Below are 14,711 nucleotides of genomic sequence, written 5' to 3' on the forward strand. Positions count from 1 at the left end.
AATTATTTTTCTCCCTTCTTAACAAAATCACTCCATAATGGTGACATATTTCTTATTCTTTGTATAATTCCAGGTAATACCTCTAAAACATAATCAACATCTTCTTCACTTGAGCCATCACCTAATGTTAATCTTAATGATCCATGAGCTAATTCATGTGGTAAACCTATTGCTAAAAGTACATGTGATGGGTCTAATGATCCTGATGTACATGCACTTCCGCTTGATGCACATATTCCTTCGAAGTCTAATGATAATAAAATTGATTCACCTTCTATATAAGTAAATCTTACATTTGCATTACCAGGTAATCTCTTATCACCTCTTGGTCCGTTTAAATATGAGTATGGAACCTTTTCTAATATTCCATCTATAAGCTTATCTCTAAGAGCTGAAATTCTTTCCATATGAGCTTCTAAGTCTTTTGTAGCTAACTCTATAGCTTTACCTAATCCAACAACTGCTGCAATATTTTCAGTTCCTGCTCTTCTAGCTCTCTCTTGCCCACCACCGTGGATTAAGTTGTCTATTCTTACACCCTTTCTTATGTATAAAACTCCTATTCCTTTAGGCCCATATATTTTATGACCTGCTAAAGATAAAAGGTCTATATTCATTTCTTTTACATCTACTGGAACATTTCCTACTGCTTGAACTGCATCTGTATGGAATAAAACTTTTCTTTCTCTACAAATTGCACCTATTTCTTTTACAGGTTGAATAGTTCCTATTTCATTATTTGCAAACATAATTGACACTAAAATAGTCTTATCTGTTATTGCATTTTTTAATTCTTCTAAATCAATAAATCCTTCTTCATTAACATCTAAGTAAGTTACTTCAAAACCGTTTTTTTCTAAATATTCACAAGTATGAAGAACTGCATGGTGTTCTATTTTAGTAGTTATTATATGATTCCCTTTTTTTCTATGAGCTGACGCAATACCTTTAATTGCCCAGTTATCTGCTTCAGATCCACCTCCTGTGAAGTAAACCTCGCTCATATCACAATTTAAAGCATTCGCGACTTGACCTCTTGCTTTATCTATTGCCATTTTTGTTTCTCTTGATATTCCATAAAAAGATGATGGATTACCAAATTTTTGTGTGAAATATGGTAACATTTCTTCTAAAACTTCTGGCTTCACATAAGTAGTAGCCGCATAATCCATATATACTGTTTTCATATATTATTCACTCCTCTGTAATGTTAGTGCTTCATTTTTTTCCTTAATTTTATTATAATCATCTACTATATCTTGTAACGTTATGCCTTCCATAACTTTGTCTATACTATTTTTTATTTTCGTCCATAAAAGCCTAGTTGCACAACAATCTATATTATTACAAGCAACCCCTTCAATACAATCAGCAATCTCTATAGGACCTTCAAGTACATACATTATATCTGAAATCTTAATCTCTTTTGGCTCTCTTCCTAGTATATATCCACCCTGAGCACCTCTTATACTATTTATAAGCTTTGCCTTCCTAAGCGGGGAAAATAGCTGCTCTAAATAATATTCAGATATCCCTTGTCTTTGTGAAATAGTTTTTATTGATAGGGGAGAATCTCCATAATGTATTGCAAGCTCAACCATGGCCTTTACTCCATATCTTCCTTTAGTTGATAATTTCATTTTCTCACCCCTTATTCAGACCTTTTTGCTCTGCTTTATATTTATATCATATTAAATTACTCTGCTTTTGTCAACAATGATTTATTGTACTTCTAATTTAATAAGAAAAACTTTTTTATGTCAACTTTTTTAGTTAATTTTTATTAAAATAAATCCTTTAGTATAAATTTATTCTTCAAGCATTATATCTAAGATTTCCTTATCAGTTTCTTTCATTCCATCTTTCCCTAATCTACCTACTGCAGTTATTGTTTCTTCAATGCTTTCTTTTAAAATACCAGTTCTAGGGCTATAACCCTGATCTTCCATAGCAAGATAATGCCACATCATACTTTCATCAACACTTGTAGTAATCTTAGCTGATGCATACACAATCGCAATAGGTTCAGTACATCCCATTGCAGGAACTAATTATTGATTTAAAATTTGCAAATAATCATTATACTTACCTTTTTTCATTATTTCATCACCTATGTTATTAAATTATTTTTCTATTTCTTAATCCTGTCCCAATAATCTTTTGTAGCCTTTTCAAACTTATTGTCCCCATATTCATAATAGGTTCTATCTTTTATATTATCAGGTAGATATTGTTGTTGTATGTAATGATTAGGATAACTATGTGGATACTTATATTCAATCCCTCTTCCCATTTTACAAGCACCACTATAATGTGCATCTTTTAAATTGTTAGGAATATCACCTATAGTCATATTTTCTAAATCATTCAATGCAGACTCTATTGCTAAATATGCTGAATTTGATTTTGGACTTGTTGCTAAAAGTATTGTAGCTTCTGCAAGGGGAATTCTAGCTTCTGGGAATCCTAATTCTCTAGCAGAATCTACTAATGATTTAACTATTAAACTTGCTTGTGGATATGCTAATCCAATATCTTCTGCAGCAATTACTTGAAGCCTTCTACAAATAGATATTAAATCACCAGCTTTAACAAGTCTAGCTAAATAATGAATTGCAGCATCTGCATCACTACCTCGAATTGATTTCTGAAATGCGCTAAGTATATCATAATGTGCATCACCATCGTTATCGTAAGCTATTACCTTACTTTGAGTTGAATCCTTAGCAACATTTAAATCAATTACTACAAATTTATCACTATTAGGTTTAGTTGAATTTAATGCAATTTCTAAGCCATTAATAGCCTTTCTCACATCTCCATTACAATAAGAAGCCAAGTAATCTACAGCTTCTTTCTTAACCTCTAGTTTTATTTCATTATATTCCTTCCCCTTAATATCTATAGCTCTATTAAGAGCTTTTTTTATATCCTTTTCTTCTACAGGCTTAAATTCAAATATAGTTGATCTTGAAAGCAAAGCCTTAAAAATATAAAAATATGGATTTTCTGTAGTAGATGCAATTAATGTTATTCTACCGTCTTCTATATATTCTAAAAGTGATTGTTGTTGCTTTTTATTAAAATTCTGAATTTCGTCTAAATAAAGCACTACACCATTAACACCTAAAAAGGTATCTAATTCCTTTGTTATTTCTTGAATATCTTTTAATGAAGCATTAGTTGCATTAAGTTTATAGAATCTTTTACCAGCCTTTTCAGCAATAATATTTGCTACTGTAGTTTTTCCTACCCCTGGTGGTCCATAAAATATCATATTTGAAATTCTACCACTCTTTACTATTCTATCTAAAATTTTATTTTCTCCTAATATATGTTGTTGACCACAAACTTCACTTAATCGTGTAGGCCTAATTAAATCTGCTAATGGTTTCATTTTTTCACCTCAAAGTACTTTTATTATCTAAAGTATAACATAACATTAAAAAAGTTATAAATTTTATTTATAACAAAAAAGCTTGTTCATTTTTGAAATGAACAAGCTTTTTACTATATTTCTACTTTATATTATTATTTTATTTTTATCTATAGAATTCTTGAGTAGCATATACTTTATTTCCTATTTTATATACTCCAACTCCTATACTTGAGAAATTAGTAGATAAAATATTTGCTCTATGACCTGATGAATTCATCCAATTAGTCATAAATTGTTCTGCTAGGGCATCTGCACTTACATTACCACCAATATAAGCTATATTTTCTCCCCATGCCTTATATGATACTCCATCATTTTTCATTTGAGTTGTTATAAGATTTCCATTTAAATCTTCATGACTAAAATAATTATTATCTCCCATATCTTGAGATTTAATTCTAGCATACTTTTGCATTACAGTATTATATGTTAATGTTGGAACTCCTGCTTTAGCTCTCTCTTCATTTACTTTATTAAATATAGCTGTTTCTACAGCTGACATAAAGTTAGTATCTGCATTAGTTGCGTTATCCTCTGTTGAATTATCCGGTGTTTCATCAACTACTGGTGTATCTGGAATACTTGGTTTCTCCTCTGGAACACTTGGTATCTCCTCTGGAACACTTGGTGTTTCATCTACTGTTGGTGTGTCTGGTGTGCTAGGAGTTTCTGTATCTCCTGTTGGTGGAACAACTGTATCTCCTGGCGTTTCATCTATACTTGGATTATTAGGAACATTTGGTGTTTCCGTATCTCCTGTTGGCGGAACAACACTATTATTATCATTATTGTTACTATTATTATTGTTATTTCCATTATGATTAGGCTTGTCCACTGTGCCTCCAATAATTATTATTCCGCCTGAACAATTACCCCACCATATTTTTTTAAAAGTTACTCCTTGAATTAAGCTTCCTGATATACTACATCTATTTACTTTCTCTAGTGAAGCTTCCTTAGTAGCTGCAAAGGTTGGTGTAACGGCTCCCCCTACTACAGTTAATGTAACTATGCTGGCAATTAGTTTATTTTTCATCTGTACCACTCCTTTTTATTTTTTCGAACAGTTTAATTCTGCCCAATATCTTATTAGTTCAAAGTACTTTTTACTTTCACTAACACTGCCAGTTACAGTTATATCATAGCTTGTCTGTTTTTATTATAGTAGATTATCTCCTTACATACCTTATCTTTTATTGTTAAGATTTTATTTCCTTTTTGTCCACTAATATTATAATTAAATTTCCGCATATTTTCTTACTTTATAGCATCTTAGAAATATGCACCATGTTATATATTACTAGATATTTTTAATCATTTTTTATAAAATTTTTGTTTTCATTTTGTGCAATTTTTAAGCTATCATATTCTTTTACACTTTCAATGTAAAATTTACCTTCTTTTTTTGTCAGTATAACTTCTACTGGAACATCATTTCCTTCTGCTGTATCATAACCTTGCTCTACCCCATCACTTTCTAAAGTTGTTGCTTGAGCCTCCATATCTATTAATAAGCACAAATTGTATTTACCATTTTCCTTAGTAACCCCCATAACCTCACTTTCATATTTATTTAAAACCACAGTACCTATATAATAACTATAAAATACTACATAATTAGCTTCATTAAAAGTTTGACTATCTACATACTCACTAACCTCATCATCATAATCTCCATCATATGATAATACCTTATCAACAACCTCTTTCATCTCATCTATATCTTTTTGTGAAATGTTACTACTACACATAACCATTGTTAAGTTAAACATAACCATCACTATTACAATTATATTTGAAATAAATTTTCTCATATCTTATTCTCTACCCTTCATTTATTAATTTCTATACTATTCTTATGTAACGTTATTTAATTATATGAATCTTATATAATTAAATTTAAATTAAGCTCTAAATCTGACTTTACTTAAGTAATCAATTATACTAATATAAAAAAGCAGTAATGTATCTTAATGATACATTACTGCTTTTTCTTGTTAAGTATTTGGATACTTAATTCCGCTCCAATATATATTATTCTTTAATATAGCCTTATCTGAAAGAGTAACTCCATCTAATGCCCACTTCTTAAACTCTTCAAATCCTGTTCTATCTACTATATAACCAATGTGTTCTTTACCACCTGGTGCATTTTTATCTATATATTCAGTAACATACTTATAAGTATTTTGAATTACTTTAATTATGCTATCTTCATCTACCCAAATTATAAAGTCTTCTGCTAATCTTGGATTTTTCTTACCTGTTCTACCCATTATAGCTAATCTATAATACTTTTCTTTACTTCTAGTCCATGCTCCTGTAGGACAGTTAATTACACATTCACCACATCCAATACATTTACTATGATCTCTTACTGGTGTGTAATTTTCAGCATGTAAAGCAGCTGTAGACTTTTTAGTACATGCTCTAACACAAGCTCCACAAGATATACATTTACTTTCATCTAATTGTGGCTCAGTCATTCCTATGATACCAAAGTCGTGCATTCTAACTTTCATACAGTCATTAGGACATCCTGTTAATGCAACTTTAAAGTGTAAGTCATGTGGGAATATTGCTTTTTCTATTTTTTTTGCAAAATTAGTTGTATTATAATTTGCAAATGGACAGACATTGTTACCTATACAAGCACTTATATTTCTCGTACCTGCTGATGTATATCCTTTACCTGGAATTTCTTGATTAATTTCTAATCCTTCAATAATTGGTTGAAGTAATTCATTAACCTTGTCCATATCCTTCATATCTATTCCTGGAACTTCAAAACCTTGTCTTGTAGTTAAATGAACTGTTCCATTACCGTATTTTTCAGCAATTTCTTGAATAAGACCTAAGTATTTAGCATTTAAATGTCCACCAGGTACTCTTATTCTTGAAGCTGTAATTCCTCTATGCTTTGTAACTCTAAAAGCATTCTTTTTAAGCTTTTTAGTATTGATATCCATTAATTACTTCCTCCTAATCAATTAAAGATTTTCCTACTGTATAATTAAATACTGGACCGTCTAAACAAATATAAGTATCATCTATCTTACAGTGTCCACACTTACCTATTCCACAGCACATTTTTCTTTCTTGAGAAATCCAGATATTCTCTTCTTTTATTCCAAGCTTTAAGAATTCTAAAACTGTAAACTTCATCATCATTGGAGGACCAACAACAACTACTTGTACATTATCCATATCTTTGATTTCTAATTCAGGAATATATTTAGTAACTAATCCTACTTTACCTTCATAACCTTCTTTTGCAGTATCAACTGTTAATATAAGGCTCATAGTCTTTTCCCAAACTTTCATGTCATCTTTAAATAAAACATCTTCTGGTGACTTGAATCCTGTAATAAGAGTCATACTCTTACAATCATTACTATTCTTTGAGAAGTATTCTACTATTCCTCTTACTGGTGAAAGTCCTGTTCCCCCGGCAACTACAATTACTTCTTTATTTTTATAATTTTCTATATCAAAGCCATTTCCATAAGGTCCTCTTAAGAATAATTTATCTCCAACATAGTTATTAAATATTTCATTAGTAACTTTACCAACTCTTCTTATTGTTAAGTCAACAAATCCTTCTCCAATTCCACTTACTGATATTGGAGCTTCTCCGTACTTAGGTAATGATACTTCAAAGAATTGACCAGGTTTAACATCACCTTTATAAGCCATTCTAAAAGTATACTCAATTGGAGTATGTTCAATTACTTCTAAAATTTCTGATCTAAATGGTATGTATTCATTCTTAGTCATTGTTTTTCACCTCGTTCATAGCATCTTCTAACTTGTTTATAATTGTTGAAAAACTGATATATTCTGGACAAATATCATCACATCTACCACATCCAACACACATGTGATATCCCCATTTTTTCTTATAATCATATACTTTATGAAGAGTCTTAAACCTCATTTTTTGACCCTTTTCTTTTCTAAAGCTATGTCCACCAGCCATATCTGTATATCCATCTACATGACAAGAAGCCCAAACTCTTCTTCTTTCGCCTGCATTTTTATTATCTTTATATGTAATATCTTGCATAGTAAAGCATGTACATGTTGGACAGACAAAATTACATCTACCACAAGTTATACATCTTTCATTGTATTCATTCCACATTGTAGATTTCATAACTTCTAAACTTAAATTTTCTGGAATATTAACCTTAACTGGATTTTCTGTAACAAAATCTGGTTTAACTTCCTTTTCTTCTTTTTCTATAGAAGCTATTATATTTTCAATTTCTTCATCCTTAATATCTAAATATACATCTTGTCCATCAACTTTAATGTATGCATTATATTCATCAGTTTTATTTGATCCCATGCTTACACAGAAACAATTTTCAAAGCTATTTTCACAACCAATTAAAACAAACTTTGCTCTCTCTCTCATTTTCTTATAATATATATCTTCAAATCCATTTCTTAAATAAATATCATCTATTCTCTTTAAAGAGTGTATTTCACAACTTCTTAAGAATATTAAAGCCGGTCTTTCATCAACTTCAGCTTCTTTACACTCATCTTCTGTAAAGAAGAACAAAGTTTGTCTTGTAGGTAAAATAGTTTCTTTATATGAAAAACTTGATTTTTTATCAAATTCTATTTCTTCAAAGCTTTCAATCTCTCCATATCTAACTCTATCAGTATCAGAAAAAGTTCCTGCACCAACAAAAACTTTTGGAGCATAGATTTTATATGCTTTCTTTAACTCATTTAAAGCTAAATTCATATTTTCTAAGTTAAGTTTATATCCCATCTAAAACACCTCTTAGCTTATTTTTTCTCTTTTCTTGTTAATTAGTTAACAAGATACTATCATCATTATATTTTTTTTAATAAAAAAAAGATGTGACATTCATCACATCTTTTTAAATTTCTATTATTACATTTTTTAACAACAGTTTTTTTAATTTTCTTTAAAAAATCTCACTAACTTATCTCTATCTGGAACTATTATTTTTTTGTTTTTATTAATAATTAAACCTTCATTATTTAAAATCTTTAAAGCTCTTGATATTGTTTCTCTAGGAGCTCCAAACATATCTGCTAAATATGTAATTGTTATATTTAAATCAATTAATATACCTTCTTCAATTTCTATTCCATAATCTCTTGACAGTTTCCACAACTTCGCTGCAACTCTTTTTTCAACTTTTATTGGAATCGAATTTTTTCCCTGTCTATATAATCTTCTAACTTTCATTGCTAATGAGTTAATAATTATTTTTGAAAGTTCAAAATCATCTTTCATGATATCTAAAAACTTCATTTTATCAAAACATAAAACTTCTGCTTTTTCAAAGGCTTCACAATTAATAGATGCAGGTAAATCATCAATTATTACCTCATTTACTATAGTATCTTTTCCTAAAATAAATATTACTTTCTTTTGAGATGATTCACTTTGTTTATATAAAGCAACTTTCCCACTTCTAACAATATATATACTATTTATTACTTCTTTATCTCTAAAAAGATGCTCACCTTTTTCTAGTTCTTTAACAATACAAATTTCATTTAATTTAAAAATTGTATTCTTATTTACTTGTGAAAACAACGAAAGTCCTCTTAATTTTAAATCATTCTTTTCCAAAATATTATCTCCTAGTGTTTTTATTGTGAATATTATAGCACAATTATCTAAAAATATATCATTTCATTTTATAAATATTATAGATATATAATCATTAATTTATAGTTATAATAAATAATTTAATCCTAGTATATATAAGTATTAGAATAAAAAGAGCATATCCCACAATAAGATACTGCTCTTTTATACCACTTTATTAATTAAACACCTTTATTTCTCCAATTCCCACACTTAATTTAAATTCATAAGTTTTTTCTGAAGAAACTCTTGCATTTATATCAGTATTTCCAATTCCAGAGGTAGTATTAAAATATACTGGTGCATTTTCTGGAATCTTTATTGTCGCGCTTCCTACTCCACCTTCAAAAAACATATTTCCTCCAACTTCAGCTAATGAAACGTTAACTTCTCCTACACCTCCCTCAATATTTATATCCCCACATTTTCTAATTAAATTTATATCGCTTTCTCCTACACCAGCACTAAAATCTAGCTTATTAAATACAATGTCATCTACTGTCAACTCTCCAGTTCCACCATCAATATTTAAGTTATTACATATAATATCCTTTATTTCACTTTCTCCAGCACCATACTCATAGTTCAAATCTCCATTAAAAGAATATGGAATTTTTATTTCTAAATCTAATCTGTAATTATTATCTCTAGATAAATCTATTAAATGTTCACTTTCATCTTCAATTTTAATAGTATCCCCTTTCTTAGATACTGTTAGCTTATCATCAGATATATTAGTTGTACCAGAAACAATTACTTCATTACCTTCATATCCTATTAAAGTTACTTTACCATACTCAATCTCTATATCTATCTGCCTTTCCCCTTCAAATACTACACTTTTATTTATATCTATATTTTCGCTACTTAAACTACTATTACTTCTTTTATTTCTAACCTCAAACCTTACTGAACAAGCTGTCAAAGTAAATATCATTATTATTGCCCAAACTAAACTAATTATTTTTTTCATTTTTACACCCCTTATACTATATCTAACTTTTTATCAATATGATATATACTGCTGAATATCAATAATCCAAAAGTAATTACATTAACAAATATATTAAATAAATTCAATTCAAAAAATTCTCCAATAACTATATATACACTTGGAAATATGAAATAAGTTACAAGTTTTAATATAGAAATTACTCCACTTATAATAGCCATAGATATAACTGTTAAAACTATACATATGCATGTATTAGAAAAATAACTTTTGAAAATTACGCTTAATGATGTTATTAAAATAAATAAAATAAAAAATCCCCATAAAATAGACATATATGTCGTAATCAGTAAATTAATATTTCCTCCAGTAACCAGTGTTCCTATAATTGTAAAAACAAATAATATTAGCCCTAAACAAATAAACTCCAAGTATTTTGAAAATACTAATTCCCACCCTTTTATTGGTGCAATAAATAATAATCTTCCCTCATCTATTGATATACTTTTTAAAAATTTAACTATTAGCATTATAGAATTTACTATTAAAATCATTGATACTACTGGAATAAATATCAACTCTGATGGAAGTTTACTCCAAAATATTGAAAGTTGAATAGTAAGAAATACAATAATAGAAATTTCTATTATTAGTTGTACTTTTTGAGCTTTTATATCGAATTTAATTAGATTTATAATATTCTTCATAAAATATACCTCTATTCCGCAAAAATATATTTATATATCTCTTCTATTGATTTACCATACTTTTCCCTTAATACTTCAGCATCATTAATTTCAACAATTTTACCATCATCTAAAAATGCAACCTCATCAAACACACCTTCTAATTCTCCAACATAATGTGTGGTTATTATCATTGAACTATCTTCCCCAATATTATCTATAATAGCTGATATTATTTTTTCTCTAGAAACTATATCTACACCTGAAATTGGCTCATCTAAAATATATAATTTTGCTTTTCTACTTAATGTTAAACTTAAATTTAATTTTTCCAACATTCCCTTAGATAGAGTTTTTATCTTTAATTTTTCATCTAAATTCATAAACTTTAATAATTCTTTAACTTTTTTATCATCAAAATCCTCAAAAAAATCTTTATAAAAATTAATAGCATCTTTAATTGTCATCCAACTGGATAATGTATTTTTTTCCTGAAGAAATGATACTACCTTTTTTGTTTCACAACTTACTTTTATTCCATCAATCAACACCTCTCCTGATGTTGCCTTTATTATTCCTGAAATTATATTTAAAAGTGTAGTTTTTCCTTTACCATTAGGTCCAAGAATCCCTAATACTTTTCCTTTATTCAAACTTAAATTTAAACTTTTAATAATTTTCTTATTGCCAATATTCTTGCATAAATTATTGACCATAAAAACCCTCTCCATAAATACCTCCTAAAACCTCTGATTTATTATCTTAATTAAGTCTTCCTTTTCAACACCTAACTCTTTACTTTCATTAATAAAGTTAACAATAACTTCATCTAACATTTCTATTCTTACTTCATTAATTTTTGTCTTATCTTCAACTACAAATTTCCCAACACCTCTTTGTGTATATATTAATCCTTCATTCTCAAGCTGTGTATATGCTCTTTGAATTGTATTTGGATTTACTTTCAACTCGCTTGCACATTCTCTTACAGACAAAATTCTTTCACCACCTTTTAATTCTCCCTTTACTATGCTCTTTTTTAAATATCGCATTATTTGAGTATATATCGGTTCTTTAGAGTTAATTTTAAACTCCATTATTTGCCTCCTTCCGAGTATCGGTGTATTAATAATATAATACACCGATACACATATTTTGTAAACACTTTTTTACATTTTTGTATGTTTATAATTTTATTTTTTAACCTATTATCTATATAGTATAAATTCATTTAAACGCAAAAAAGCCCTAGCTTCCGCTAGGACTTTTTCAAAATATATACTATTAATTATTTATTTTTCTTTTCTTTTTTAGTTGTAGCTGCTTCAGCTTTTGCTTCGTTTTTAGCATCTTTTCCATAGTAGCTAGTGATATACATTTCTTTTAATTCAGACATTAATGGATATCTTGGGTTAGCTCCTGTGCATTGATCATCGAATGCTTGCTCAACCATTTCATCTAATGTTTCGAAGAATTTAACTTCGCTTACACCAGCTGCTTGAATTGTTTGTGGCATGTTAACTTTGTTTTGTAATTCAGTTATAGCATTTAATAATAATTCAACTTTTTCAGCTTCAGTGTTTCCACCTAATCCTAGGTGATCTGCTATTCTAGCATATCTCCATGCTGCATTTGGATATTTGTATTGAGCAAATGCTGCTTGCTTAGTTGGAGCTGAATCTGAGTTAAACTTAATAACTTCTTTCATAACTAAAGAGTTAGCCATACCGTGTGGTAAGTGATGGAATGCACCTAGCTTATGAGCCATTGAGTGATTAATTCCTAAGAATGCATTACTGAATGCCATACCCGCCATACAAGATGCATGAGCCATTTTTTCTCTTGCCTTAATGTTAGTTGTACCTTCATTGTAAGCATCTGGTAAATACTTGAATACTAATCTAATTGCTTCTAAAGCTAATCCGTTAGTGTATTCTGAAGCCATTACTGATACGTATGCTTCAACTGCATGAACTAATACGTCGATACCAGCACAAGCTGTTAATCCCTTAGGAGAAGTCATCATTAATTCAGCATCAACTATAGCCATATCTGGAGTTAGTTCGTAGTCAGCTAATGGATATTTAACTCCTGTTTCTTCATCAGTTATAACTGCGAATGGAGTAACTTCTGATCCAGTACCAGCTGAAGTTGCTATAGCAACCATCATAGCTTTTTGACCCATTGTTGGGAATTTGTATATTCTCTTTCTTATATCCATAAATGTCATTGCTAAATCGTGGAAGTTAACTTCTGGATGTTCGTACATAACCCACATAATTTTAGCAGCATCCATAGCTGATCCACCACCAAGTGAAATTACAACATCAGGTTGGAAGTTAGCCATTTCAGCAGCACCAGCTCTAGCACATCTTAATGTTGGGTCTGGTTCAACATCTGAGAATATTTTATATTGGATTCCGTTTGCTTCTAAAACTTCTGTAACTTTGTTTGTATATCCCATTTCGAATAATACCTTATCTGTTACGATGAATGCTTTCTTTTTACCCATTTCACCTAATTCAGCTAAAGCTACTGGTAAACATCCATATTTAAAGTAAGTTTTTTCTGGAACTCTAAACCAAAGCATATTTTCTCTCCTTTCAGCAATGCTCTTAACGTTAATTAAGTGCTTAGGACCAACGTTTTCTGAAACTGAGTTTCCTCCCCATGATCCACATCCTAATGTTAATGATGGTGCTAACTTGAAGTTGAATAAGTCTCCGATAGCTCCTTGTGCTGCTGGCATGTTAATTAATGTTCTAGCAGTCTTCATTCTTTCTCCGAATGTTAATACTCTATCTCTATTCTTTAATTGATCTGTGTATAGAACTGATGTATGACCCATACCACCTAATTCAATTAATCTATCTGCTTTATCTAAAGCTTCTTCAAATGACTTAGCTTTGTACATAGCTAATACTGGAGATAACTTTTCATGTGAGAATGGTTCTTCTAATTCAACTGAAGTAACTTCCCCAACTAAAACTTTAGCTGTTTCTGGAACGTTAACTCCTGCCATCTTAGCAATCTTACAAGCAGATTGACCAACCATATCAGCATTTAATCCGCCTTTTTCATTTAATATTATTTTTCTAACTTTATCTATTTCTTCACCTTTAAGGATATATGCTCCTCTTTCAGCTAATTCTCTCTTAACTTCATCATAAACTTCTTCTAAAACAATGATTGATTGTTCTGATGCACAGATAACACCATTATCGAATGTCTTAGAAAGTAATATTGAGTTTACAGCCATTTTAATGTGAGCTGATTCATCAATGATTGCTGGAGTATTACCTGCTCCAACCCCTAAAGCTGGTCTTCCTGATGAGTAAGCAGCCTTAACCATTGCTGGACCACCTGTAGCTAATATTATATCTGATTCTCTCATAACGTTTTGTGATAATTCAACTGATGGTTGATCTATCCATCCGATTATTCCCTCTGGAGCTCCTGCTTTAACTGCAGCTTCTAAAACTATTTTAGCAGCTTCTATTGTAGAATTCTTAGCTCTTGGATGTGGAGAGATTATGATAGCATTTCTAGTTTTTAAAGCTATTAAACACTTGAATATTGCTGTTGATGTTGGGTTTGTTGTTGGAACTATAGCAGATATAACACCGATTGGTTCTGCTACCTTAGTTATTCCACTTGTTTTATCTTCTTCTAAAACTCCACAAGTTTTCATGTTCTTATATTGGTTGTATATATATTCAGCAGCAAAGTTGTTCTTTACAACTTTATCTTCAACTATTCCCATTCCAGTTTCTTCTACAGCCATCTTAGCTAACTTAATTCTATTGTGGTTAGCTGCTAAAGCTGCTTGTCTGAAGATTTCGTCTACTTGTTCTTGAGTATAAGTAGCAAATTTCTTTTGTGCTTCTCTTAATTGTTTAATTCTTGCTGTTAATTCTTGAGCGTTTGTAACTTTCATTTATTACATCCTCCTAAATAATCAATATTTATAATAATTTTCATTGATATCTTATT

At 29.7% G+C, this 14,711-nt stretch carries 15 protein-coding genes; all 15 read right to left on the reverse strand.

What is annotated here, in order from left to right:
* Positions 1 to 2: 2 nt before the first annotated feature.
* Positions 3 to 1,187, reverse strand: a complete 1,185-nt coding sequence (nifS, locus tag Q0Y03_RS01705) for a cysteine desulfurase NifS (protein ID WP_297712132.1) — start codon at positions 1,185 to 1,187, stop codon at positions 3 to 5.
* Between the two features lie 3 nt (positions 1,188 to 1,190).
* Positions 1,191 to 1,640, reverse strand: coding sequence for an Rrf2 family transcriptional regulator (locus Q0Y03_RS01710; RefSeq protein ID WP_297712133.1), 450 nt, complete (start codon positions 1,638 to 1,640; stop codon positions 1,191 to 1,193).
* Between the two features lie 168 nt (positions 1,641 to 1,808).
* Positions 1,809 to 2,039 (reverse strand): L-serine ammonia-lyase, iron-sulfur-dependent, subunit alpha, encoded by a 231-nt coding sequence (locus Q0Y03_RS01715; RefSeq protein WP_297712134.1) that lies wholly within the window; start codon positions 2,037 to 2,039, stop codon positions 1,809 to 1,811.
* A gap of 92 nt (positions 2,040 to 2,131) precedes the next feature.
* Complete coding sequence (locus tag Q0Y03_RS01720; RefSeq protein WP_297712135.1) at positions 2,132 to 3,397, reverse strand: replication-associated recombination protein A; 1,266 nt, start codon at positions 3,395 to 3,397, stop codon at positions 2,132 to 2,134.
* 145 nt (positions 3,398 to 3,542) lie between these two features.
* Entirely contained in the window at positions 3,543 to 4,475 is a 933-nt protein-coding gene (locus Q0Y03_RS01725; RefSeq protein ID WP_297712136.1) for a CAP domain-containing protein, read from the reverse strand.
* A gap of 274 nt (positions 4,476 to 4,749) precedes the next feature.
* Positions 4,750 to 5,253, reverse strand: a complete 504-nt coding sequence (locus Q0Y03_RS01730; RefSeq protein WP_297712137.1) for a hypothetical protein — start codon at positions 5,251 to 5,253, stop codon at positions 4,750 to 4,752.
* 183 nt (positions 5,254 to 5,436) lie between these two features.
* Positions 5,437 to 6,408, reverse strand: a complete 972-nt coding sequence (gene asrC / locus Q0Y03_RS01735; RefSeq protein ID WP_133015827.1) for a sulfite reductase subunit C — start codon at positions 6,406 to 6,408, stop codon at positions 5,437 to 5,439.
* Positions 6,409 to 6,421: 13 nt separating this feature from the next.
* Positions 6,422 to 7,216, reverse strand: coding sequence for an anaerobic sulfite reductase subunit AsrB (asrB, locus tag Q0Y03_RS01740; protein WP_297712138.1), 795 nt, complete (start codon positions 7,214 to 7,216; stop codon positions 6,422 to 6,424).
* Positions 7,209 to 8,225 (reverse strand): anaerobic sulfite reductase subunit AsrA, encoded by a 1,017-nt coding sequence (asrA, locus tag Q0Y03_RS01745; RefSeq protein WP_297712139.1) that lies wholly within the window; start codon positions 8,223 to 8,225, stop codon positions 7,209 to 7,211. The genes asrB and asrA overlap by 8 nt, the downstream gene beginning before the upstream one ends.
* Before the next feature lie 150 nt (positions 8,226 to 8,375).
* Positions 8,376 to 9,062, reverse strand: a complete 687-nt coding sequence (locus tag Q0Y03_RS01750; RefSeq protein ID WP_297712140.1) for a Crp/Fnr family transcriptional regulator — start codon at positions 9,060 to 9,062, stop codon at positions 8,376 to 8,378.
* A gap of 196 nt (positions 9,063 to 9,258) precedes the next feature.
* The gene (locus Q0Y03_RS01755; protein ID WP_297712141.1) at positions 9,259 to 10,053 is read right to left on the reverse strand and encodes a DUF4097 family beta strand repeat-containing protein; all 795 of its coding nucleotides are present in this window, start codon (positions 10,051 to 10,053) and stop codon (positions 9,259 to 9,261) included.
* Positions 10,054 to 10,064: 11 nt separating this feature from the next.
* The gene (locus Q0Y03_RS01760; protein ID WP_297712142.1) at positions 10,065 to 10,739 is read right to left on the reverse strand and encodes a hypothetical protein; all 675 of its coding nucleotides are present in this window, start codon (positions 10,737 to 10,739) and stop codon (positions 10,065 to 10,067) included.
* Between the two features lie 11 nt (positions 10,740 to 10,750).
* On the reverse strand, positions 10,751 to 11,449 hold the full coding sequence (locus Q0Y03_RS01765) for an ABC transporter ATP-binding protein (RefSeq protein WP_297712143.1): 699 nt from the start codon (positions 11,447 to 11,449) through the stop codon (positions 10,751 to 10,753).
* A gap of 9 nt (positions 11,450 to 11,458) precedes the next feature.
* Positions 11,459 to 11,815, reverse strand: coding sequence for a GntR family transcriptional regulator (locus Q0Y03_RS01770; protein WP_291674988.1), 357 nt, complete (start codon positions 11,813 to 11,815; stop codon positions 11,459 to 11,461).
* 191 nt (positions 11,816 to 12,006) lie between these two features.
* Positions 12,007 to 14,655 carry a bifunctional acetaldehyde-CoA/alcohol dehydrogenase gene (gene adhE / locus Q0Y03_RS01775; protein ID WP_297712144.1) on the reverse strand — a complete coding sequence of 883 codons (2,649 nt, stop codon included), beginning with the start codon at positions 14,653 to 14,655 and terminating at the stop codon, positions 12,007 to 12,009.
* Positions 14,656 to 14,711 lie beyond the last annotated feature (56 nt).

Origin of the sequence: Clostridium sp. (assembly GCF_026168755.1) — a bacterium.
In the GTDB taxonomy this organism is placed as follows: domain Bacteria; phylum Bacillota; class Clostridia; order Clostridiales; family Clostridiaceae; genus Clostridium.

Excerpts from the sequence above, each read along its gene's own strand:
- nifS (WP_297712132.1), bottom strand. The coding sequence starts at position 1,187 with ATGAAAACAGTATATATGGATTATGCGGCTACTACTTATGTGAAGCCA.
- Q0Y03_RS01710 (WP_297712133.1), bottom strand. The coding sequence starts at position 1,640 with ATGAAATTATCAACTAAAGGAAGATATGGAGTAAAGGCCATGGTTGAG.
- Q0Y03_RS01715 (WP_297712134.1), bottom strand. The coding sequence starts at position 2,039 with ATGGGATGTACTGAACCTATTGCGATTGTGTATGCATCAGCTAAGATT.
- Q0Y03_RS01720 (WP_297712135.1), bottom strand. The coding sequence starts at position 3,397 with ATGAAACCATTAGCAGATTTAATTAGGCCTACACGATTAAGTGAAGTT.
- Q0Y03_RS01725 (WP_297712136.1), bottom strand. The coding sequence starts at position 4,475 with ATGAAAAATAAACTAATTGCCAGCATAGTTACATTAACTGTAGTAGGG.
- Q0Y03_RS01730 (WP_297712137.1), bottom strand. The coding sequence starts at position 5,253 with ATGAGAAAATTTATTTCAAATATAATTGTAATAGTGATGGTTATGTTT.
- asrC (WP_133015827.1), bottom strand. The coding sequence starts at position 6,408 with ATGGATATCAATACTAAAAAGCTTAAAAAGAATGCTTTTAGAGTTACA.
- asrB (WP_297712138.1), bottom strand. The coding sequence starts at position 7,216 with ATGACTAAGAATGAATACATACCATTTAGATCAGAAATTTTAGAAGTA.
- asrA (WP_297712139.1), bottom strand. The coding sequence starts at position 8,225 with ATGGGATATAAACTTAACTTAGAAAATATGAATTTAGCTTTAAATGAG.
- Q0Y03_RS01755 (WP_297712141.1), bottom strand. The coding sequence starts at position 10,053 with ATGAAAAAAATAATTAGTTTAGTTTGGGCAATAATAATGATATTTACT.
- Q0Y03_RS01760 (WP_297712142.1), bottom strand. The coding sequence starts at position 10,739 with ATGAAGAATATTATAAATCTAATTAAATTCGATATAAAAGCTCAAAAA.
- Q0Y03_RS01765 (WP_297712143.1), bottom strand. The coding sequence starts at position 11,449 with ATGGAGAGGGTTTTTATGGTCAATAATTTATGCAAGAATATTGGCAAT.
- Q0Y03_RS01770 (WP_291674988.1), bottom strand. The coding sequence starts at position 11,815 with ATGGAGTTTAAAATTAACTCTAAAGAACCGATATATACTCAAATAATG.
- adhE (WP_297712144.1), bottom strand. The coding sequence starts at position 14,655 with ATGAAAGTTACAAACGCTCAAGAATTAACAGCAAGAATTAAACAATTA.